The organism is Marinomonas flavescens (genome assembly GCF_004352835.1).
In the GTDB taxonomy this organism is placed as follows: Bacteria; Pseudomonadota; Gammaproteobacteria; order Pseudomonadales; family Marinomonadaceae; genus Marinomonas; species Marinomonas flavescens.
In genome coordinates this window covers 130,635-150,958 of record NZ_SJSB01000006.1, presented here as the reverse complement: position 1 = coordinate 150,958, position 20,324 = coordinate 130,635, and the positions used below count along the sequence as shown (strand labels likewise).

21 protein-coding genes, 1 other RNA gene and 1 pseudogene are annotated in these 20,324 nt (G+C 41.4%); 19 read left to right on the top strand and 4 right to left on the bottom strand.

Going from position 1 to position 20,324, the window contains the following annotated elements; genetic code table 11:
- Positions 1-135: 135 nt before the first annotated feature.
- The 5 genes from E0D70_RS08360 (at position 136) to traF (ending at position 4,936) form a co-directional block, all read left to right on the top strand.
- Positions 136-1,146, top strand: a complete 1,011-nt coding sequence (locus tag E0D70_RS08360; protein ID WP_133011815.1) for a KpsF/GutQ family sugar-phosphate isomerase — start codon at positions 136-138, stop codon at positions 1,144-1,146.
- A gap of 68 nt (positions 1,147-1,214) precedes the next feature.
- Entirely contained in the window at positions 1,215-2,072 is an 858-nt protein-coding gene (gene kdsA / locus E0D70_RS08355; RefSeq protein WP_133011814.1) for a 3-deoxy-8-phosphooctulonate synthase, read from the top strand.
- Positions 2,073-2,075: 3 nt separating this feature from the next.
- Positions 2,076-2,660, top strand: a complete 585-nt coding sequence (locus E0D70_RS08350) for a KdsC family phosphatase (RefSeq protein WP_133011813.1) — start codon at positions 2,076-2,078, stop codon at positions 2,658-2,660.
- Positions 2,657-3,430 carry a 3-deoxy-manno-octulosonate cytidylyltransferase gene (gene kdsB / locus E0D70_RS08345; protein WP_133011812.1) on the top strand — a complete coding sequence of 258 codons (774 nt, stop codon included), beginning with the start codon at positions 2,657-2,659 and terminating at the stop codon, positions 3,428-3,430. Before E0D70_RS08350 ends, kdsB begins: the two co-directional genes overlap by 4 nt.
- 201 nt (positions 3,431-3,631) lie before the next feature.
- A complete protein-coding gene (traF, locus tag E0D70_RS08340; RefSeq protein ID WP_133011811.1) occupies positions 3,632-4,936 on the top strand; it encodes a conjugal transfer protein TraF in 1,305 nt (434 codons plus the stop codon).
- 136 nt (positions 4,937-5,072) lie between these two features.
- Here traF and E0D70_RS08335 read toward each other — a convergent pair whose 3' ends face one another.
- From E0D70_RS08335 to E0D70_RS08325, 3 genes are all read right to left on the bottom strand, one after another.
- Positions 5,073-5,663 (bottom strand): 5-formyltetrahydrofolate cyclo-ligase, encoded by a 591-nt coding sequence (locus E0D70_RS08335; RefSeq protein ID WP_133011810.1) that lies wholly within the window; start codon positions 5,661-5,663, stop codon positions 5,073-5,075.
- Between the two features lie 4 nt (positions 5,664-5,667).
- A non-coding RNA gene (gene ssrS / locus E0D70_RS08330) (6S RNA) lies at positions 5,668-5,845 on the bottom strand.
- Between the two features lie 135 nt (positions 5,846-5,980).
- Complete coding sequence (locus E0D70_RS08325) at positions 5,981-6,274, bottom strand: cell division protein ZapA (protein WP_133011809.1); 294 nt, start codon at positions 6,272-6,274, stop codon at positions 5,981-5,983.
- A 145-nt stretch (positions 6,275-6,419) separates the two neighbouring features.
- On the opposite strand from E0D70_RS08325, the gene prfB reads away from it, so the two are divergent.
- The 9 genes from prfB to E0D70_RS08280 all read left to right on the top strand — a co-directional run bounded on the left by prfB (position 6,420) and on the right by E0D70_RS08280 (position 16,386).
- Positions 6,420-7,515 (top strand): peptide chain release factor 2 gene (prfB, locus tag E0D70_RS08320; protein WP_133011808.1). Its coding sequence is split into 2 segments (ribosomal slippage): positions 6,420-6,491 and positions 6,493-7,515, totalling 1,095 coding nucleotides; the frame shifts between segments, so codons are not numbered across the junction.
- A gap of 37 nt (positions 7,516-7,552) precedes the next feature.
- Entirely contained in the window at positions 7,553-9,055 is a 1,503-nt protein-coding gene (gene lysS / locus E0D70_RS08315; protein WP_133011807.1) for a lysine--tRNA ligase, read from the top strand.
- Between the two features lie 131 nt (positions 9,056-9,186).
- Positions 9,187-10,254, top strand: a complete 1,068-nt coding sequence (gene hisC, locus E0D70_RS08310; protein ID WP_133011806.1) for a histidinol-phosphate transaminase — start codon at positions 9,187-9,189, stop codon at positions 10,252-10,254.
- Between the two features lie 1,329 nt (positions 10,255-11,583).
- Positions 11,584-11,835, top strand: coding sequence for a hypothetical protein (locus E0D70_RS08305; RefSeq protein WP_133011805.1), 252 nt, complete (start codon positions 11,584-11,586; stop codon positions 11,833-11,835).
- Between the two features lie 147 nt (positions 11,836-11,982).
- Positions 11,983-13,068: a DUF262 domain-containing protein gene (locus E0D70_RS08300; RefSeq protein WP_133011804.1), complete on the top strand. Its 1,086-nt coding sequence runs from the start codon at positions 11,983-11,985 to the stop codon at positions 13,066-13,068.
- Positions 13,068-13,550 (top strand): HEPN domain-containing protein, encoded by a 483-nt coding sequence (locus tag E0D70_RS08295; protein ID WP_133011803.1) that lies wholly within the window; start codon positions 13,068-13,070, stop codon positions 13,548-13,550. Before E0D70_RS08300 ends, E0D70_RS08295 begins: the two co-directional genes overlap by 1 nt.
- A 927-nt stretch (positions 13,551-14,477) precedes the next feature.
- Positions 14,478-15,221, top strand: a complete 744-nt coding sequence (locus tag E0D70_RS08290) for a hypothetical protein (RefSeq protein ID WP_133011802.1) — start codon at positions 14,478-14,480, stop codon at positions 15,219-15,221.
- A 124-nt stretch (positions 15,222-15,345) separates the two neighbouring features.
- Positions 15,346-15,948 carry a hypothetical protein gene (locus E0D70_RS08285; protein ID WP_133011801.1) on the top strand — a complete coding sequence of 201 codons (603 nt, stop codon included), beginning with the start codon at positions 15,346-15,348 and terminating at the stop codon, positions 15,946-15,948.
- A gap of 141 nt (positions 15,949-16,089) precedes the next feature.
- Positions 16,090-16,386, top strand: coding sequence for a hypothetical protein (locus E0D70_RS08280; protein ID WP_133011800.1), 297 nt, complete (start codon positions 16,090-16,092; stop codon positions 16,384-16,386).
- A 35-nt stretch (positions 16,387-16,421) separates the two neighbouring features.
- On the opposite strand, the pseudogene E0D70_RS17625 reads toward E0D70_RS08280, so the two are convergent.
- Positions 16,422-16,595, bottom strand: a pseudogene (locus E0D70_RS17625) (IS110 family transposase); the annotation flags it as partial.
- 142 nt (positions 16,596-16,737) lie between these two features.
- Here E0D70_RS17625 and E0D70_RS08275 point away from each other — a divergent pair.
- From E0D70_RS08275 to dhiT, 5 genes are all read left to right on the top strand, one after another.
- Positions 16,738-17,130, top strand: a complete 393-nt coding sequence (locus E0D70_RS08275) for a DUF3465 domain-containing protein (protein WP_133011799.1) — start codon at positions 16,738-16,740, stop codon at positions 17,128-17,130.
- Between the two features lie 42 nt (positions 17,131-17,172).
- Positions 17,173-17,511 (top strand): DUF805 domain-containing protein, encoded by a 339-nt coding sequence (locus tag E0D70_RS08270; protein WP_133011798.1) that lies wholly within the window; start codon positions 17,173-17,175, stop codon positions 17,509-17,511.
- Positions 17,512-18,314: 803 nt separating this feature from the next.
- Positions 18,315-18,761 carry a hypothetical protein gene (locus E0D70_RS08265; RefSeq protein WP_133011797.1) on the top strand — a complete coding sequence of 149 codons (447 nt, stop codon included), beginning with the start codon at positions 18,315-18,317 and terminating at the stop codon, positions 18,759-18,761.
- A gap of 256 nt (positions 18,762-19,017) precedes the next feature.
- A complete protein-coding gene (locus E0D70_RS08260) occupies positions 19,018-19,767 on the top strand; it encodes an SDR family oxidoreductase (RefSeq protein WP_133011796.1) in 750 nt (249 codons plus the stop codon).
- Positions 19,768-20,060: 293 nt separating this feature from the next.
- On the top strand, positions 20,061-20,318 hold the full coding sequence (dhiT, locus tag E0D70_RS08255; RefSeq protein ID WP_133011795.1) for a type II toxin-antitoxin system toxin DhiT: 258 nt from the start codon (positions 20,061-20,063) through the stop codon (positions 20,316-20,318).
- Positions 20,319-20,324: the final 6 nt, after the last annotated feature.

Below are 20,324 nucleotides of genomic sequence, written 5' to 3'. Positions count from 1 at the left end.
TAACGCAGCCTTAATACACCAATAGCGTAATCATGCGCTAAGTCACCACAGAGTGAGCGGGAAAGTTCGCTCTGTGGTAGGCGACCTGCTTCGACCTCTGTATAATCATTTAACTTAATTATTCAGAGATGTCTTATGAGCGATCCATCTTCTACTAGTCCATCTTTTATCAAAGCTTCTTTAGAGCCTAAAAGTATTCACTCTGATACCCTTATCGAGAGTGCTCATCGGACCTTATCAATACAAGCTCAAGCCCTAGCCAGCCTAGCGAATCAAGTGACGGAAGAGTTTGCTAAAGCCGTTCGCATGATCTTGTCTAGTAAAGGTCGAACGGTCATTTGTGGAATGGGTAAGTCTGGTTTAATCGGCAAGAAGATCGCCGCCACCTTAGCTTCTACAGGCACTCCAAGTTTTTTTCTTCATCCCGGTGAAGCGTTTCATGGCGACCTTGGCATGATTCAGCCACAAGACACCTTGGTATTAATTAGCTATTCAGGTGAAACCGAAGAGTTGATGCGTTTATTGCCATCATTAAAAAGCTTCGGTAATCCCAGTATTGCGATTGTAGGTAATATCCATTCTACCTTGGCGAAGCATTGTGATTGTGTCTTGGATATTTCCATCGACCGTGAAGTTTGTCCCAATAATTTAGCACCTACCACCTCAACCACAATGACCACCGCCATGGGCGATGCGTTGGCGGTTGCGTTAATGGAATGTCGAGATTTTCAGCCACAAGATTTTGCGCGTTTTCACCCCGGTGGCAGCTTAGGTCGTAAGTTATTGACCCGAGTTAAAGACCTTATGCACAGTGATAATCTACCTGTGTGTGAACCTGACGCTACGTTAAAAGAGGCGATTTCAGTAATGACCCATGGTCGTATGGGGGTGGTGTTGATACAGGAAAAAGGTCATCTTCTGGGTATTTTTACCGATGGCGATTTACGTCGCGCCATGCTCAAAGACAGCGCGGGTATGATCGATAAAAAAATGTCTGAATTGATGACGCCGAATCCCAAAACGATCAATGAAAACATCATGATCGTACAAGCTGAAGAGCAAATGTTGCGCGATAAAATCACCTTGCTGGTGGTCACGAACGACGAAAATGCTCTGACCGGTATTCTAGAAATTTACGATCGATAAAAGCTATTTTATTTGTTGCTCCCGTTTAAAGAGGAGCGCATGAACCAAACTATAAACTGGAGCGACTAATGTCACACGGAAATAAAATTATTAAAATTGGCGCGAATATCGAAGTCGCAAACCACCTTCCTTTTGTGCTTTTTAGTGGTGTGAACGTATTAGAGTCCCGTGACTTGGCAATGAAAGTGGCGGAAGAGCACGTTAAAGTGACCGAAGCATTGGGCATTCCTTATGTGTTTAAAGGCTCTTTTGATAAAGCGAATCGCTCTTCTATCAACTCTTTTCGTGGCCCAGGCCTAGAAGAAGGGTTGAAGATCCTACAAGAAATCAAAGACACCTTTGGTGTGCCAGTGATTACCGATGTTCATGAAGAACACCAATGTGCCGCTGTGGCAGAAGTAGCTGACGTAATCCAATTACCCGCCTTTCTTTCTCGTCAAACTGATCTTGTAGTGGCGATGGCCAAAACGGGTGCGGTTATTAACATCAAGAAAGCACAATTTCTTGCGCCACACGAAATGAAACATATTTTGACCAAGTGTGAAGAAGCCGGTAACAGCAATCTTATGCTGTGTGAGCGTGGCACCATGATGGGTTACAACAACTTGGTGGTGGACATGTTGGGCTTTGGTGAAATGAAGAAATTCGAATACCCAGTGATGTTTGACGTAACGCATTCTTTGCAGCGCCCTGGTGGCCGTTCTGATTCGGCCGATGGTCGTCGTGCGCAAGTGACTGAATTGGCACGAGCAGGCATGTCTCTTGGTTTATCCAGTTTATTCTTAGAAACGCATCCTGATCCTGATAACGCAAAATGCGATGGTCCATGTGCCTTGCCATTAGGCAAATTAGCGCCGTTCTTAAAGCAAATGAAACAGCTTGATGAATTGGTTAAAACATTTGAAACGCTAGATACGAGCGCCTAACCAATGGATGTGGATTTTCTTGCGTCTTACCCATCGTTATTAGAAGCAAAAGCCCTTAAAGAAAAGCTATCAGCCTTGAAGCTAGTTGTGTTTGATGTGGATGGCGTTTTAACGGATGGCGGTCTGCTTTACTCCGCTCAAGGGGAAGAAATTAAGCGCTTTAATGTCAAAGACGGGGTAGCGATGAAGTTGCTACCCAAGTGGGGCGTTACCGTGGCGGTGATTACCGCCAAAGATTCTGCGCCTTTGCGCAAACGCATGGAAGATTTGGGGGTAGAGCATTTTTATCCGGGTTGTCATGATAAAGCCGCCGCCTTTGATGAGCTGGTTGAAACGCTTCAATTAACCCCAGAGCAAAGCGCGTATGTGGGTGATGATGTGATAGACCTACAAGTGATGCCCAAAGTTGGGGTGTCTTTTTGTCCAAGCGATGCCCATGTTTTAGTACAGCGTCACTGTCACTTTATATTAAATAAAGCCGCAGGGCAGGGCGTTGCTCGTGAGGTCGCTGATGTGATTTTAGCCTTTCGTATGGCATTAGAAGACGCTTATGCACTGGCACAAAAACCGGAGTTCGAGAAAAAATGAGTGTATCCTTGCCTGATTTCCACATCGTTATTCCTGCTCGCTATGCGTCTCAGCGTTTTCCGCAGAAGCTCATGGCAGATTTAGGTGGTAAGCCTGTTTTGCAGTGGGTTTATGAGCTGGCGTTAAAAGCCGGTGCAAAATCTGTCACTGTCGCGACCGATCATGAGGTAATTGCACAAGCCGCAAAAGCCTTTGGAGCGCCCGTCGTAATGACCCGTGATGACCATGAAAATGGCACTGAGCGCCTAGCGGAAGTCGCATCTATTATGGGTTGGCAGCAAGATGAAATCATCGTGAATGTACAAGGTGATGAACCGTTTCTGCCAGTTGCCCTTATCCATGCTACGGTCGCAGCCCTAGCAGATGATGCTGACTCTGAAATGGCGACCATAGCTTGTTTGATTGATGACGTAGAGGAATTGTTTAATCCTAACGTCGTCAAAGTAGTGTGTGATGAAAAGCAGCGAGCGCTGTATTTCAGTCGCGCGGCAATACCATGGGATCGCACTGGTTTCATGGACAAAACGCAACCGCAGTCGCTTCCTGCTGACTTCCCAGCGCTACGCCATATTGGCTTGTATGTTTACCGTGCGAGTCTGTTGGCAAAATATGCTACCTTGCCAATGTCGCCATTGGAAAAGTGGGAAAAGCTAGAGCAGCTTAGGTTTCTACACCAAGGCATTAACGTTCAGGTTGCGAAAGCAGATGGATTGCCGCCGCACGGTGTGGATACAGAAGAAGATCTAGAGGCATTGCGTCGCCTGCTTTGATTCTTGCTTAACAGTTGTCATCTAATGTAATGACTTAAAAGCCGTTTAACGTACCCGTTACACGGCTTTTTTTGTGGAAAATTATCACTGTCAGTTTTTAGTCAGTTGATGTTCGTCTTTTCTTCTATATTATGAGGTGATGGTGATCTACTTTTACCTCTTTTGTACACTCCCTAAAGGAAGAAAGGCGTGGTTGAAAACATGAAGAAGTCTCTTACTTTGACAGCAATGTGCCTGCTGAGCAGTGCTGCCATGGCTGCCATGCCAGTGTATTTACCGGTTGGTTCCAGTTACACATTAAGTGGCGCAGTGAATCCTCGGGCCTTATCCACATCGCTTTCTAACCCAGCAGCACCCTATGTTATGGCCAGTACATCGGCGGGTAAAAGCTGGCGAGCGGGGTTTTTAGGGCCCATTGGTTTGTCTTACGAAGTGGGTAAAGTGAGTCATTTCACCGATCGAGTGGATGATTTAGAGAATATTCTAGATCGCACTAATTATTCGTCAGTGGCAGAAGCGAACGCAGCCATAGGCGATGCCAATTCTATTATTAGTGATATTGCCGATAGTGCTTATGTCAAAGTGTCTGGCAGTACTCAAGTGCCTTTTATGCCTTTCATTTATAAAACCCGTACGCGCGGTGCGTTTATACTGGATGCCAGTGGCTCTTTTGTTGGTAAGGCAAATGTCTTATCAGACGACATTACTTCCACAGCATCAGGTTCAGATTATAAGCTGAGTTCAAATACCTCTTTGTATGTGAAAGCCGCCACAGACATTCGTGTTGGCCTTGGTTACAGTCAATTAATGCTAAGAACACCGGTTGGCGAATTGGTCGGCGGCGTGAAAGCCAATTTTCATAGAATCTCGTTAGGTCGTTCTTTAGCAGTATTAACAGACGAGAATGACGATGCGAGCGATGTCTTCATGGATTCGTTAACCGACGGAAAAAAGGCCTCGTCGGGCGTGGGCATTGATCTAGGGGCGATTTGGGTAAGCAATCATTATCAGCTTGGTGCGACCCTTGCCAATATAAATCAGCCCACGTTTGATTTTGGTGATTTGGGCGATTGCTCAGGATTATCGGGCTCTTCATTGACCAGCTGTCAAGCCGCCAATGCGTTGGCTGGTGATGGCAAATTATCACTTTCAGACACCTATAAAATGGAAGTGCAAGGCACCATTGATGGGGCGATTACTTCACGAAATAGACAATGGATCTTATCTGCATCTTACGATGTTAATGGCGTAAAAGACCCAGTAGGCGATGATTACCAATGGGGCGTTGTCTCGCTGGCGTACTTTAGTGATTCGGTGTTTGCACCAGGCTTAAGAGTTGGTTATCGCGAGAACTTTGCTGGTACGCAACTGAGTTATGTGACCGCAGGTTTGACCTTGTTCCGTCGCCTTAACGTCGATGTCGCTTATGGTTTGCAAAAAATAGAAGGTGGTAGCGTGCTGCCAAGAAGCATGGCTCTTTCTATTGGTTATGATATGGCGTTTTAATCCATGCGCTGGTTGAGACGTCAACGCTAGCTACGTGACGCATAAAAAGACCGATAAGATTGCCTCATATCGGTCTTTTTGTATTTGATCTTGTTCGTTGTCACCACTAGGCGCTAAGTGTTCTAAGTATTGGGCGCTAGGGATTAAGTTGAATCAAAGAAGAAGGCGTCAGTATGATATCAAGAGGCACATCCCAGCTTTCCACTGGCAGTTTAGCCACTTCTTGGCAATCATGAGCCAATCCGATTAAAACAGGAGTAGAGTGGGCTTGTTTATGCTCAAAGGTGCGATCATAAAAACCACCGCCCATGCCTAAACGACCGCCTTCAACATCAAAGCCGACCAAAGGCAAAAATACCGCGTCCAGTTCTAATCCATCAATGGGGTCTGAATCAATGGGTTCTTTAATGCCAAAACGATTTTCAGTCCATTCGGATGTCGAAGTATAACGTGCAAATTTTAGTGCGTTGTCATGGATGACTGGCAAATAAACGTCAATGTTGTGTTGCCAAAAATATTGGCATAAGGAATCTGGGGAGATTTCACCATCGTTGCTCAGGTAAAGTGCAATACGAGTACCTTGAGAAAGAGTGTCAGATAAAGGGCTGGTAACGAATTGAGCAATAAGTTGCTCAGCAGCAAGTGCTTGTGCTTCGTTGGACAAGTGTCGTCTGGCTTGACGCAGTTGGCGTCTGAGTATTTCTCTAGAATTAGAAGGTGAAGGCATAAAAGAGTTTCCCAAGTTGCCGTTTCGACTATTGGCCTTGAACCCAGTGGTTCAAGGTGGAGGGATCTGAAGTTTTTTAGGCTTTCCGACGCACGGACATGCACACCAAACTCACAGTCTCCTTCCGGGGTATTACTCATAGGCTCAAGGGCGTTAAGCCGCCTCGAACAACCCAGGAAACAAGAGAAGTATAAAGTAACTTCTAGTAGAAATCACCCATACTCCTCTTATGTTTTCTGAGCTATATGAAGAATATTCGTGTTGTCTAGCTTGCAATGCAAAAAATAGGTTAAAGAATAATCCGTGTGGATTACTCTTTAACCAGCTTTTGTTTTATGCGTTAAAGCCGAATCCAACTGTGAAGTCAGTTCTCGCAGTTGTTGCTCGTTTGAACGGGCGTGTTTTTGCCCTGAAAGCATATCGTGAGTAATATTCAATGCAGCTAATACGGCAATCTTTTCTAAACCGATGATTTTTCCACCGGCTTTGATTCCGCGCATTTGATTGTTGAGATACTCAGCGGCTTCTTTCAAATCTGCTTCATGCCCTTTAGGGCAATTTATCTTAAATGTTTGTCCCAATATATTCACTGAAACGCTTGGCTTGTCCATATAGACTCCAGTCGATAGCAAGGCCCACAAAAAAATGGTCTGTTTTTCCATCATTAGGTAGCAAATGGCATTTTATGCTGCGGGTAAATTCGTTACAATTCTAGATTCACTTTATCCACACTGTTTATAGCAAATTGACGCCAATATGGAAATCAACCCGATACTTTCTAAGATAAAAGACCTGTCTGAACGTGCTTTAACCCTCCGGGGGTATCTTTGACTACGAGTCAAAGAAAGAGCGCCTAGAAGAAGTTAACCGAGAACTTGAAGATCCAGATGTTTGGAATGACCCAGACTATGCTCAAAAACTAGGTAAAGAACGCGCTTCTTTAGAAGCCGTGGTCGATACGTTAGAGAGTATGGAAAGCGGCCTAGTAGATTCCAAAGATTTATTGGACCTTGCTGTTGAAGACGACGATGAAGAATCCGTAGACGCGGTTAGGCTTGAATTGTCCGACCTTGAAGAACTACTGGCCAAACTTGAATTTCGCCGTATGTTTTCCAAGGAGATGGATGCCAGTAGCGCCTTCCTTGATATTCAATCTGGTTCCGGTGGTACCGAAGCTCAGGATTGGGCGAATATCCTATTGCGCATGTATTTGCGTTGGGGTGAAGACAAAGGCTTTAAAGTTGAGCTGATGGAAGTCTCCGCTGGCGATGTAGCAGGTATCAAATCGGCAACGATTCGTTTTGAAGGCGAGTACGCCTTTGGCTGGTTACGTACCGAAACAGGCGTTCATCGCTTGGTTCGTAAATCGCCATTTGACTCTGGTAATCGTCGACATACCTCATTTGCCTCTGTGTTCGTTTCTCCAGAAGTAGACGACAACGTAGACATCGAGATTAATCCGGCGGATATCCGTACTGACACCTACCGTTCATCCGGTGCTGGTGGTCAGCACGTAAACACCACTGACTCGGCTGTTCGTATCACGCACATTCCAACGAACATCGTTGTACAGTGTCAGAATCAGCGCTCGCAGCACGCTAACCGTGATTTCGCCATGAAACAACTTCGTGCCAAATTGTACGAATTTGAAATGATGAAACGCAACGAAGCAGCGCAAGCAGTAGAAGACAGTAAGTCTGACATTGGTTGGGGCAGCCAGATTCGCTCCTACGTGCTAGACGCGTCACGCATTAAAGATTTGCGTACCGGTGTGGAATCATCAAACACAGGCGCGGTGTTGGATGGCAATCTAGATCAATTTATCGTCGCAAGCTTAAAACAAGGCCTGTAAAGCGCCAGAACCCATTTTGAAGAGTAGCTAGCAAATCATGTCTAACGAAAACAGCACAGAGTTAAACACACAATCTGAAGACAATCGCTTAGTAGCGGAACGTCGCAGTAAATTGTCTGCCATCCGTGAGCAGCGCAATGCCTACCCTAATGCGTTTCGTCGCGACGCTTACGCCGCCGACCTACAAGAAGAATTTGGCGACATTGAAAAGCCAGCATTAGAAGAAAAGAATCACGTTGTTAGCATCGCCGGTCGTATCGTGCGTAACCGTGGTGCTTTCATGTTGTTACAAGACATGACAGGTCAGATCCAAGCCTACATCAACCGTAAAGTGTTGAGCCCTGAATTGCTTGCAGAACAGAAAACATGGGATTTGGGCGATATCATTGGTATCTCAGGCCCAGTGCATAAGTCTGGTAAAGGCGATTTGTACATTGACATGCACGAAGCGCAATTGCTAACCAAATCATTACGTCCATTGCCAGATAAGCACCATGGTTTGTCTGACATGGAAATGCGCTATCGCCAGCGTTATGTTGACTTGATCGTTAACGATGAATCTCGTGCTACGTTCCAAATGCGTTCAAAAATCATCTCTACGATTCGTCGCTTCCTAGAAGATCGTCGTTTCATGGAAGTAGAAACGCCAATGCTACAAACCATTCCTGGTGGTGCGACGGCGCGTCCTTTCATTACGCATCACAACGCAATGGACATGAGCATGTACTTGCGCATCGCTCCTGAGCTTTACTTGAAGCGTTTGGTCGTGGGTGGTTTTGAGCGCGTATTCGAGATCAACCGTAACTTCCGTAACGAAGGGACTTCCACTCGTCACAACCCAGAATTCACCATGATCGAATTCTACCAAGCGTACGCTGACTACAAAGATCTAATGGATCTAACAGAAGCGATGTTGCGTGACGTAGCAGATAAAGTATTGGGCACAATGACAGTGACGTACCAAGGGTCTGAATACGACTTCGGCGCGCCGTTTGTTCGCATGACCATGCTTGAGTCTATCCTGCACTACAACCCAACGTTGACCGCAGACGACCTAAGCACATTAGAAAAAGCCACTGCCGTAGCGAAAGGACTTAAAATCGACGTTAAACCGATTTGGGGTCTTGGTAAACTATGGACTGAAATCTTTGAAGAAACGGCTGAGCACAAATTGGATCAGCCGACATTCATCACAGAATACCCAGCAGAAGTGTCACCTCTTGCACGTCGTAACGACGACAACGACTTCATTACTGACCGTTTTGAATTCTTCGTTGGTGGCCGCGAAATCGCCAATGGCTTCTCGGAGCTTAACGACCCTGAAGACCAAGCTGAACGTTTCAAGCGCCAAGTAGCAGAAAAAGACGCGGGTGATGATGAAGCCATGCATTACGATGCAGATTACATCAACGCCCTAGAATACGGCCTACCACCAACCGCTGGTGAAGGTATCGGTATCGACCGCTTGGTGATGTTGTTCACCGATGCGCCATCTATCCGTGACGTATTGTTGTTCCCTCATATGAAGCCTCAGGACTGATCCTAGGCCGGACAGTGACTGACGAATCGTAATGTATTTATAAGGCCTCAATTGAGGCCTTATTTTATGGATACCCAGCAGCAAATACCACAGCGTAAAGGGTCTGACCCCTTTAACAAATGGAGAGTAGAATGAGTCGTTTTTGGACAGATAAAATAGCTTCTCTTGACCCTTATGTGCCAGGCGAACAACCGCAAGACAAAAAGTACATCAAGCTAAACACCAACGAAAGTCCCTACGCGCCATCACCAAAAGCGCTAGTTGCCATGCAAGAGCAAGTAAGTGAACGCTTACGACTTTATCCAGATCCAAATTGCGTGACGCTAAAAAATGCACTCGCAACCAGCTATCATCTCAACGCGGATCAAGTGTTTGTGGGCAACGGTTCAGACGAAGTACTGGCCTTGGCATTTATGGGCTACTTTGCGGGTGGCAAGCCATTAGCGTTTGCCGACATTACCTACAGCTTCTATAAAGTGTACGCGGGTTTATACAGCATCGAACCTAAGCTGATCCCACTGGATGACGACTTCAATATCGTACCAGCAGATTACCAAAACCTAGACGTTTCTGGCGTCGTCGTCACTAACCCGAATGCACCAACGGGCATGGCATTACCGCTGGCAGACATCGAAGTCATCCTAAACGCCAACCCAGAAGTGGTTGTGTTAGTAGACGAAGCCTACGTCGACTTCGGCGCACACAGCGCCGCGACCCTAGTGAACCAATACCCGAACCTACTCGTCGTGCAAACCCTATCAAAATCCCGCGCCTTGGCCGGTATTCGCGTCGGCTATGCACTGGGTCACCCAGACTTGATCGAAGGGCTAGAGCGTTTGAAAAACTCCTTCAACTCCTACCCAATCGACCGCATCGCCTTAGCAGGCGCAACCGCCGCGGTAGAAGACGAAAGCTACCTAAAAGAAATCTGCGACAAAACCATCGCCACACGCGAACAGTCTGTCAACGACCTAAAAGCCCTAGGCTTTAGCGTACTGCCATCGGCAACCAACTTCGTCTTCGTGACACACCCAGAGAAAAACGCCGAAGCCATCTACCTTGCACTCAAAGAACAAGGCATCCTAGTGCGCTTCTTTGGCAGCAACAAACCACGCATCGGCAACTACCTACGCATCACCATAGGCACAGACGCCGAAATGACCGCATTAACTAATGCATTGAAAGCCCTACTTTCATAAGTACTTGAGCTGTGAACAAAGACAAACCGCTGACCTCAGCGGTTTTTTTGTTTAAAGGATTCCGCCACTAGTTCAATCGGTGTTTCTCTTCGAAACTTTCTCTTCAAAACAAGCGCCTACCTCATCGAAAACACCGATTGACCTTACCTGAAGCATTTCTTTTACAAGAATTTACAGCTGCAAAACTGGCTGAATACGATGGCTTGTCCCTTCCCCTTTTTTCTTCCAAGGGGAAGGCTAGGATGGGGTTGTATCTTTGGTTTTACGGATTCCATTTCAACGCTTTGTTTTCCTGACCTTTATTACGCTCTGCTGAACGTGTAACTTTTTGCTAGCGTCCAAAACTCAATGAATGCGATTTTCTTGTAGGTTGGTCTTTAGGCCAATAACTGGAGATTGTCTAAAGCCAATCATCGGTTAAAGTCGAAATAACTGGTGATGTAATGAAGCAAGGGTCGAACCCCTTTTTGCACCATGAGCCTCTCGTAACCAGAAACACGGCTTCAAAAAGGGCTTTGACCTGACCTTCACCTCACCACTCGACCATCACCAGCTCAATCGGTGTTTCTCTTCGAAACTGCCGCCTACCTCATCGAAAACACCGATTGACCTTACCTGAAGCATTTCTTTTACAAGGATTTACCGCCGCGAAACTGAATAGATACGATGGCTTGTCCCTTCCCCTTTTTTCTTCCAAGGGGAAGGCTAGGATGGGGTGCACTGGAACTAGAGCTTGTGGGTTGGAATACCTAAAAAAGAGCAGCCAATAACTGGAGATTGTCTAAAGCCAATAACTGGAGATTGTCTAAAGCCAATCATCGGTTAAAGTCGAAATGATCGGCGACGTTATGAAGCTTCACGTGATTTAAGTTTTTTGAAGTCCTTGCTCCAAAAAGCCAACATACAACCGCTTTCGTTCATAATGTAAGGCTGTATATTATTTCTTTAGTTATCAGAAACTTATGTAATCTGTCTAAAAAATAATCACTATTTTGTGAGGTTGTACTGGTAGATGAATAAAAAGGCTATTAGTATCAATGAATAAGAATTTTCAGCTCAGAGGTGACGCGCTGAGCTTCCCTAATAAATAGATGTGATAGAGCACGCTCGTTTAGCCAGTTTTTGATTTTGTGGATATGTTCATAAACTGATTATAATTCAGTGATTTATAGAGAAATTTGAATAAGTTTGAAAATGTGTAAACGCGCGTGCGAACTATTAAGCTGTTATATTTTTATTGTAGTATGAGTTTTATTCAACTATTCCCTTGTATTCCGTAAGGTTAATCTCTATACCTTTATTGATGCATTTCACAACTTGGAGAGCGCTATGAGCATTAAAGATATAATTCATTCCGCAGGTAAAAACCACCATACAATTATCCTTACGGCTCGAGAAAAGGATGGTTCCGTTGAAACGAGAGAAGCTGAACCATATAGTTACCGAATCACCGCAGGCACAGAGAAATTTTTCTGTTACGATATTCGTAAAGGCGGCACGAGAAACTTATTAGTATCAAACCTAATTTCAGCTGAAGAAACAAATAATACATTTATACCTCGCTGGAACGTAGAGGTTTAAAAATATAACAAGCCGTTTAAGCAGGAAAATTAACAGTTGGCTATTTTCGCTTCGCTCAAAATTTTAGTCAATTTATTAATTTCCCCTTAATGGGGTGTTAACTCGCTATCGTAAACTTTAGTATTTACATCACAAAAAAGGATATATATGGATATTGAATACAACGAAGGACTTGAGGTGCTTCAAAGTGAAGATGCAGACCTTGAGACGCCTCCTGCATCATATGAGGTTATAACTTACCCAGCTGATTTCACATTAGAAGGATTAGTTTCTAAGTTCAAAAAAGGGAGTATGACCGTCCCTGGTTTTCAAAGAAATTTTGTTTGGAATATTAAACAAGCAAGTCGCCTTATTGAATCTTTTTTACTGGGTTTACCTGTTCCAGCAATATTCTTATTCACCGACGATGCTAAAAATGAACAGCTTGTAATTGATGGTCAGCAACGTTTAATGACTGTTGTTTATTTTCTTGATGGTTATTTTGGGGAACCAGATACAAATGGAAGAAGAAAAGTGTTCAAACTGACTGGTTTGAATGAAGATAGCCCATACTTTAATAAGACTTACCAAGATTTAGAGGAAACCAATACACCAGCGTTTAATAAATTAAACGATAGTGTACTAAGAGCATTTGTTATTAAGCAAATTACTCCTAATGGTAATACAAGTGTTTACCATATCTTTGAAAGGTTAAATACTGGCGGGACACAACTTGTTGGGCAAGAAATTAGAAATTGTGTTTATCATGGTGCTTTTAATGACTTGTTGTGTAAATTAAATAGCTACAGAAATTGGAGGAAAATCTTTGGGAATGAGGTTCCTCACAGAAGGCAAAAAGATGTTGAACTAATTCTTAGATTTTTTGCTTTCTATGAAGATGGAGAAAACTACGCAAGACCTATTAAAGACTTTATGTCTAATTTCATGTGCAAAATGCAAGATGTTTCTGAGGAAACATCTATTGAGCTAGAGCTATTATTTACAAGTACTTGCGATAAAGTAATTGAACACCTTGGTGAAAAACCATTCCATATTTGGTCAGGTTTAAATGTAGCTGCATATGACTCAATATTTACAACTTTAGCTATAAATGGTTTTTCATCTAATTTACAAGAAAGATATGCTGAATTGAAACTAGATGAAGACTTTATTAAAGGGGTTCGAGGAGCGACAGCCGATGAAGCTATTGTTGAATTAAGAATGTTATTAGCTAAAAAATATTTGGTGGATTAATGCTTTATCAAAGGATTGAAAACGCAATAGCTATATGCGATGGACACATTAAAAGCCTTGATCCAACAAATATGCAAGACAAAGAATTGGAAACATTCTTGGTCGCAGGTTTAATACTTTTAATTGTCTCGGAATATGAAGAATATCTAGAATCTATTTTTGTGAAAAGAGCTGAGTTATGTGGTGATTTATATGCGACTAATTACATAAAAAAAACTTTGTCACAGAAATTTAGAAGCCCTGATTTAAGCAAAATTAACGAAACGCTAAAGCGTTTCGATACCACATATAAAGAATCGTTTTTAAGTGAAGTTGAAAACTCGCCTAATCATGCCGCATGGGACTCACTCTTAAAAGCTAGACATGCTGTTGTTCATAAAAAAGGGAGTTTAAATTTGACGTTTTTAGAACTGAAGAGCAATTATCCGTTAACGAAAAAAGTTATTGAAAACGTTGAACTTACATTGGGTATAGCTAGTTAATCGGGTAGCCGGAGGTCTCTAACCTCCTGCCCCACAACACCCTGCATGCGGCTCCGCACAGGGTGTTTCACTTAGAGTAGTGAAGCTTGATCCATCCATTACGTAGTGGTAATAATCCGGCTTTCTTTAAATAAGCATTGTTCAATGCCTGATTGATCCCCTGTGTTTTCGAACTGAGCCATGGGCCTTTAATAATTAGGGTCAGATAAAAATTAAGCTTTATTTTTATCTGACCCTAATAATAAATAACTTATGCCTTGATGAAATCTAAAATCGGTTAAAGTCGAAATGATCGGCGACGTTATGAAGCTTCAAGTGATTTAAGTTTTTTGCAGTCTTTATAGTGATTCAAGGGTCGAATCCCTTTTTGCACCATGAGCCTCTCATAACCAGAAACACGGCATCAAAAAGGGCTTTGACCTGACCTTCACCTCACCACTCGACCATCACCAGCTCAATCGGTGTTTCTCTTCGAAACTGCCGCCTACCTCATCGAAAACACCGATTGACCTTGTTCTAGGCACTCGCCTTGCGTCTCTGATCGCTATCTCAACGTAAAAACCGGACTCCAATGGCCTAAATTTACGTAGTCAATTCATGATAGGAAAAACCAATAAGTAGAAAGGTTATTTTTAAATCAGCCTATTACTTGCTCGTTTAGACATTTTAAATGGCTATATTTTGACCGTTTACGCTGGCATAAAATAAAAAATCGCCTTAAGATCAATGATTAAGTATTCACAGTGCTGAGATAAGGGGCTGGGGATAAAAGTGATAACGCGCACGCTCGTTTATCCATTTTCTAATTTTGTGAATATGTTTATAAACTGATTATAATTCAGTGGTTTATAGAGATATTTGAATGAGTTTGAAAATGTGTAAACGCGCATGCGCACTATTAAGCTGTTATGCTTCTCAAGGAAGATCATGAGTAAAGTCAGAGTTAAATTGGCAACTATCGGGCATATGCCTTTAAACTTTAGTGCTGCGAAAATAAAAAAATGGAAATCTTCTACCTTTGAGGTAGTGGAAGACATCGATAGCTTCACACTTAATTGCGATTCGGATGGTTACAATTGGGAGTTTTCCGACCAACTTGTAAAAGAACAATTACCTAAGCAATTTAACGCTGATTTCATGATTGCTATTGTTAATGTTCCAATTGAAGATAATTGGTATTCCCGAAGGTTAGGTAATAATCAGGTTGTATTTACGTTTAATGAAATCAAAGAGATCTTAGAACATTCAAATATTCCCCTAGAAAACGTAATTTATCGTGTTTTATACGCTTACACTTTATTGTATCGCCGTGCTGCAAATAAAATACCTGATTTTGGTGAAGTAACTGGCTATACACATGACGAAACTCGTGGGTGTTTATTTGATATGAATGGTATCAAAACAGACCTAATTGCTTCGTGTCATGAACCAATTATCTGTGATGAATGCCAAGTTAAACTAAGTAATGAACGGGTTTCTAAATCTGATATCGATCTATCTAAAAAAGAAATTAAAAAAATAAGAAAAGATCTATATTTTAGAATTTTGGGTGGTGTTAAAAAATACCCCGTGTGGGCTTTAACACTTTCAAGTTTGTTTGCTATTTCTTTAGGTGTAACTAGCTCTTTAATTGCTTCTTATATATTAGCTTGGGTGCAGGCCAAAGCATAACAAGAAATTAAACAAGGACAAAAAATAGTTGGCTTTTTGTTCACTCCGTTCACTTATTTTAGCCAACTACTTTTTGCCTGTTAATTAGGCGTTATGTTCATAGGCTGGCTTGGAGTTAAATGTAATGACTGTGGATTTAGAATTGTTACGAACCATTTTCTCAGGAGCTACTTTAGTTTCTGTTGTTATCGCATATTTCTCATTAAGAGCAACTAAAAAGAAACAACAAGATGATTTTGATGCTAACCATGACAAAGAAATAATAGTCCAAGCAAAATTATCCTTGGGCTGGGCATATGAAACGATTGAAATAAGTTCCGAATCAAATATGCCTAAAGCAGACCGCCTTATGTGGTTAACTTCTGCTCGGCATATATTGAGGTATTATAATTTAAGGGATAGCCTTAAAACTTCGATGTATAAAACAATATGTGCAGAACATGAAGAATATTCTAGGCATAAGTTTTATCGTATGTTTTTCAATTCAAATTTTTTATTCGGTAGCTATTTCAAAAAATCTGATGGTTCGGGTTATTCAGAAAATATAGAAGTACGGTCTGCTATGGTTTTATCAATTTTCTCTCAATGGAACGATAACATTGTTGATCCTATCGATAGTTTTACAAAAGAAGACCTAGAAGCACAGAACCCTTACCGCGGAGATCTTGGGCGTGGTATTCAGCACTATCAAGAAATCCTTGAATGTGAACTAAGTAAAATGAAATAATGAACATACAAGGCAATTAAATCGGACGCGTAGGTTGTCGCGATTTTTGCTAAAAAGAAAAGGCGCAAAAACAGCGCCAACCTACGCGCCAGTTAACGAAGCGTTATGTCATTATGTAATATCAACACTAAGGAATAGATTATGAGCTTAAGTTTAAAAAAAGCATTTTGGATTATTAAGAATTTTGCCGATGAAGTCGGTTATACAATTGAAGAAATAGGTGACTATTCTATACAGTTGCACTTAGAAAAATTTCATGGCGTTGATTTTGAAGTAGTTGGAAACGCTTCTGGTTATATTCAATGTAGTCAGTGGGATGAACACAGAGAGGAATATAATAGAGCGGTATATTCTATTAGAAACGTAACAGATGTAATTCGTTTTTGTTCTATTTTAGAAAATAGTGAAAAGCTTCGAGCTAAGCGAATTGAAGAGTAGAGTTTAGATATAACAAGTGACTATGGTGTCAATTCCTAATGTTCAACCGTTTTAGGGTCACATATGACATCGTTTCTCACTATCGAATTTATGATCACGACGAGCTTTCTGCTATACGCAATGGTGGCTACTGTTTTAAGTTTTCCAGCTGCGACCAGTTGAGGATAAGTCTCTTTGAATTTCGGTTTGCATTGAATGGCTGAGATCATTTCCCTTGATAAACGTCGCTTTCACGATTGATTAAGAGAGGCTTAAGGTGTGGCGCTCTTGGTTTTTACTCGTATCTCGTTATTATAAGCAACTGTTTTAGTCCATTTGACACTGCGTTATTAAGCAGGGAAGGTTTAGCACATGAGAAAATTATTATTTATTTTTGTTAGCTTCATATTATTCCAATGGGCAAGTTTTGCTAACGCTTCAGCTCTTCAAAATGCATATAACCATCATCAAAGTGATGTTCAGGTTCAAGGTGTGGGTACTGTTGTCCGTATATTAAGAGACGATAATAAAGGTATTCGTCATCAGAAATTTATTCTTAAAGTGTCCTCTGGCCAAACTGTCTTAGTCGCTCATAATATTGATATTGCACCAAGGCTTGATTCAATTTCAGTTGGCGACCAAGTCCAATTTTATGGTGAATATGAGTGGAACAAAAAAGGTGGTGTTGTTCATTGGACTCATAAAGACCCAAGAGGTTATCATATTGCTGGTTGGTTAAAGTTTAAAGGCAAAACATACCAATAGCGTTAGGGGTTAAAACTTTTTTAATAATAAGGAAAGATTGAAATGGATTATTTTATAGGTGCGCTGAAGAAATACGCCGACTTTTCAGGTCGAGCACGTAGAAAAGAATATTGGATGTTTATACTTATTTATATAATTATCAACGTAGTGTTGGCGGTGCTGGGTTTAAATGTGATTTCTATGTTGGTAGGCCTTGGATTACTCATACCAAGCATTAGTATTGCGGCAAGAAGGTTACATGATACTGGACGTTCTGGTTGGTGGCAGCTGATAGTGTTACTCCCTCTTATTGGTTTCATAGTGTTGATCGTTTTCTTAGTTCAAGATGGGCAGGAGACAAATGATTACGGTGTTAATCCTAAATTTGTCGAGCCAGCATAAAATCTGACAAGTCGTTTAAACGGAATAAAACTAGATGGCTATCGCTTCGCGATTATCCCACTGTTTTTATTCCGCTTAACGAGGTATTGAGTCTGTGGCGTTTCTTCTAAAAGAACATGTCTATGTTCTTTTTAATTGTCTATTATTTCATCAACTTCACTTCCTGCCTTTGATTCTATTATCGATCAAGTCTCTTGATTTCACGCCTTTTTATTGCTTAACCAGCCAATTAAGAATTAGGGTCGAATCCCTTTTTGCCCCATGACCCTCTCGTAACCAGAAACACGGATTCAAAAAGGGCTTTGACCTGACTTTCATCTCACCACTTTGAACAGCGTAAATATCAACGTCCAACGTTACTTTTTTAGATAGCCGTTTGATCTTGTTCTAGGCACTCGCCTTGCTTCTCTGACCGCTATCTCAATGCAAAAACCGGACTCCAATGGCCTAAATTTACGCAGTCAATTCATGATAGGAAAAACCAATAAGTAGAAAGGTTATTTTTAAACCAGCCTATTACTTGCTCATTTAGATATTTTAAATGACTATATTTTGACCGTTTACACTGGCATAAAATAAAAAATCGCCTTAAGATCAATGATTAAGTATTCACAGTACTGAGATAATAGGCTGGGGATAAAAGTGATAACAGGCACGCTCGTTTAGCCATTTTTTGGTTTTGTGAATATGGTTATAAACTGATTATAATTCAGTGGTTTATAGGGATATTTGAATAAGTTTGAAAATGTGTAAACGCGCATGCGCTAATATTAAGCTGTTAGGGCAAAAAATAGGGGCGTCCAATGGAAATAATAAAAGGTATCGCAACAAAAGTTAGAAACACTTCCGAAATAAGCGGAGGAGGAAGGGATGACCATGTGTCAACATCTCATATCTCAATATTTCTACTAGATAAGCAGCAGGTTAAAATAAAGTCTAGTGAAACGCCTATGATAAATGAAAATGATTTTGTTTCTGTGGCGGGTAAAATTAATAATGGCGTTTTTAAAGGTTACGCATATAAAAACGCCACGACTGGTGCATCTGGAAATGCAGGAATTTTAATTATGTTTTTATTTGGTCTCCTTTTCCCAGGCGCAGGAATTTTTGCTTTTATAACATTCTCTAACCCTTTTTTTGGTTTTTTACCAAAAATAATTAGCTTAATCTTTATAAGCGCGGGGCTGTATATTTTCTATCACGGCATTCAAGTTTTAAAAGCAACAAATTTACTACGATCTGATAATTAGCCCTAACAAGTTGCTGCACTCAGAAAAATTACTCGCTGCGCTCCTAATTTTCCGGTGAGCAAGGCGTTGAGGCTGTAGAATTACTCTTTATTTAGAAAAATAGCCTTTTTTATGGGGTTAAAATGCATTACCTAGTACGCTAAAAGCGCTTAGGGTGGAGCTCAGAGACTCGTTTTTTAATTGAATTTGGCTGTTGGAGTAATTCTACAGCCTCGTTAGGCGTCACTTTGCATCAATCCAATTTTGGAGTATTTTAATGGAATCTAAATTAGTTTTAATCACTGGCGGTAGTCGGGGTATAGGAGCAGAAACAGCAATATTAGCAGCCCAAAAAGGTTGGGATGTTGTTATTACTTATAGAAATGAAATTTCAAAGGCTGAATTAATTGTTAATAAAATTATAAATCTCGGTTGTAGAGCTTTAGCAATTAAAACTGATATTGCCAACGAGCAAGATATATATAATTTATTTAATATTATTGATAAAGAGTTTGGTCGTCTGGATGCACTTGTTAATAATGCAGGAGCTATAACTGTTATATCTTCGTTTGTTGATATGTCACCTGCAAGAATCCGTGATGTTTTTAATATTAACGTAGTAGGATCATTTATTTGTGCTCAAGAAGCTGTGAAGAGAATGTCTCATGAAAGTGGTGGTAAAGGTGGATCTATTATTAATATTTCTTCTGCAGCTGCAAGAATAGGATCTCCAAATGAGTTTATCGATTACGCAGCCTCTAAAGGAGCAATTGATACTTTAACTTTAGGTTTGTCTAAAGAGGTCGCCTCAGAAGGAATAAGAGTTAATGCTGTCCGTCCAGGGCTTATTAGTACAGATATGCATGCCGATGCTGGGGATAGAGACAGACCAGAAAAATTGAAAAAATTCATACCTATGCAACGCGCTGGCAAACCTTCTGAAGTAGCTAATTCTATAGTGTGGTTAATATCCGATGAAGCATCATATGTAAATGGCGCTTTACTCGATGTTGCGGGTGGTCGTTGATCGCCATACAAGGCAATTAAACGGAACTAAAACAGTGGGTTAGGTATCACTCCGCTACACATTATAACCCACCAATTTAGTTACTCACTGCTCGATCTTACGGCTCGACATCATCAATCAATGATTGAAAATAAAATGGCCTGTTGAATCTTATGAGTATGGTGAAATATTGCGGATTTAAATTAATTGAACTGGTTGAGAATGCGGAATTCTATAGCCTCGTTATACGCTAAGGTTGTCTCTTTTTAGATACAGCGCTATAGTTTAACTAGATTTGATAATTAGAGGTTGCTATGCCAGAAATAGATGCATTGCTTGGGCTTTCATTTTGTTTGTATTTTTTTGACAACAAGCAGCATCAATTACCTCATATTCATGTCAAATATGGCAGTTATGAGCTAATCATAGCAATTGAAAAAGGTGAGTGCTTAGAAGGTTATTTGCCAAATAAGCAACGAAAACGAGCAGAAGCTCACATTGAAAACAATCGAGTAAAGTTGATGGCAATGTGGGAACAAGCAGTTGCTGGTATTAATCCGGGTAAATTATAGGTGACG

What these genes read in the sequence shown, in the direction of transcription:
- E0D70_RS08360 (WP_133011815.1), top strand. Translation starts at nt 136, where the DNA reads ATGAGCGATCCATCTTCTACTAGTCCATCTTTTATCAAAGCTTCTTTA.
- kdsA (WP_133011814.1), top strand. Translation starts at nt 1,215, where the DNA reads ATGTCACACGGAAATAAAATTATTAAAATTGGCGCGAATATCGAAGTC.
- E0D70_RS08350 (WP_133011813.1), top strand. Translation starts at nt 2,076, where the DNA reads ATGGATGTGGATTTTCTTGCGTCTTACCCATCGTTATTAGAAGCAAAA.
- kdsB (WP_133011812.1), top strand. Translation starts at nt 2,657, where the DNA reads ATGAGTGTATCCTTGCCTGATTTCCACATCGTTATTCCTGCTCGCTAT.
- traF (WP_133011811.1), top strand. Translation starts at nt 3,632, where the DNA reads ATGAAGAAGTCTCTTACTTTGACAGCAATGTGCCTGCTGAGCAGTGCT.
- E0D70_RS08335 (WP_133011810.1), bottom strand. Translation starts at nt 5,663, where the DNA reads ATGCCTTCACCTTCTAATTCTAGAGAAATACTCAGACGCCAACTGCGT.
- E0D70_RS08325 (WP_133011809.1), bottom strand. Translation starts at nt 6,274, where the DNA reads ATGGACAAGCCAAGCGTTTCAGTGAATATATTGGGACAAACATTTAAG.
- lysS (WP_133011807.1), top strand. Translation starts at nt 7,553, where the DNA reads ATGTCTAACGAAAACAGCACAGAGTTAAACACACAATCTGAAGACAAT.
- hisC (WP_133011806.1), top strand. Translation starts at nt 9,187, where the DNA reads ATGAGTCGTTTTTGGACAGATAAAATAGCTTCTCTTGACCCTTATGTG.
- E0D70_RS08305 (WP_133011805.1), top strand. Translation starts at nt 11,584, where the DNA reads ATGAGCATTAAAGATATAATTCATTCCGCAGGTAAAAACCACCATACA.
- E0D70_RS08300 (WP_133011804.1), top strand. Translation starts at nt 11,983, where the DNA reads ATGGATATTGAATACAACGAAGGACTTGAGGTGCTTCAAAGTGAAGAT.
- E0D70_RS08295 (WP_133011803.1), top strand. Translation starts at nt 13,068, where the DNA reads ATGCTTTATCAAAGGATTGAAAACGCAATAGCTATATGCGATGGACAC.
- E0D70_RS08290 (WP_133011802.1), top strand. Translation starts at nt 14,478, where the DNA reads ATGAGTAAAGTCAGAGTTAAATTGGCAACTATCGGGCATATGCCTTTA.
- E0D70_RS08285 (WP_133011801.1), top strand. Translation starts at nt 15,346, where the DNA reads ATGACTGTGGATTTAGAATTGTTACGAACCATTTTCTCAGGAGCTACT.
- E0D70_RS08280 (WP_133011800.1), top strand. Translation starts at nt 16,090, where the DNA reads ATGAGCTTAAGTTTAAAAAAAGCATTTTGGATTATTAAGAATTTTGCC.
- E0D70_RS08275 (WP_133011799.1), top strand. Translation starts at nt 16,738, where the DNA reads ATGAGAAAATTATTATTTATTTTTGTTAGCTTCATATTATTCCAATGG.
- E0D70_RS08270 (WP_133011798.1), top strand. Translation starts at nt 17,173, where the DNA reads ATGGATTATTTTATAGGTGCGCTGAAGAAATACGCCGACTTTTCAGGT.
- E0D70_RS08265 (WP_133011797.1), top strand. Translation starts at nt 18,315, where the DNA reads ATGGAAATAATAAAAGGTATCGCAACAAAAGTTAGAAACACTTCCGAA.
- E0D70_RS08260 (WP_133011796.1), top strand. Translation starts at nt 19,018, where the DNA reads ATGGAATCTAAATTAGTTTTAATCACTGGCGGTAGTCGGGGTATAGGA.
- dhiT (WP_133011795.1), top strand. Translation starts at nt 20,061, where the DNA reads ATGCCAGAAATAGATGCATTGCTTGGGCTTTCATTTTGTTTGTATTTT.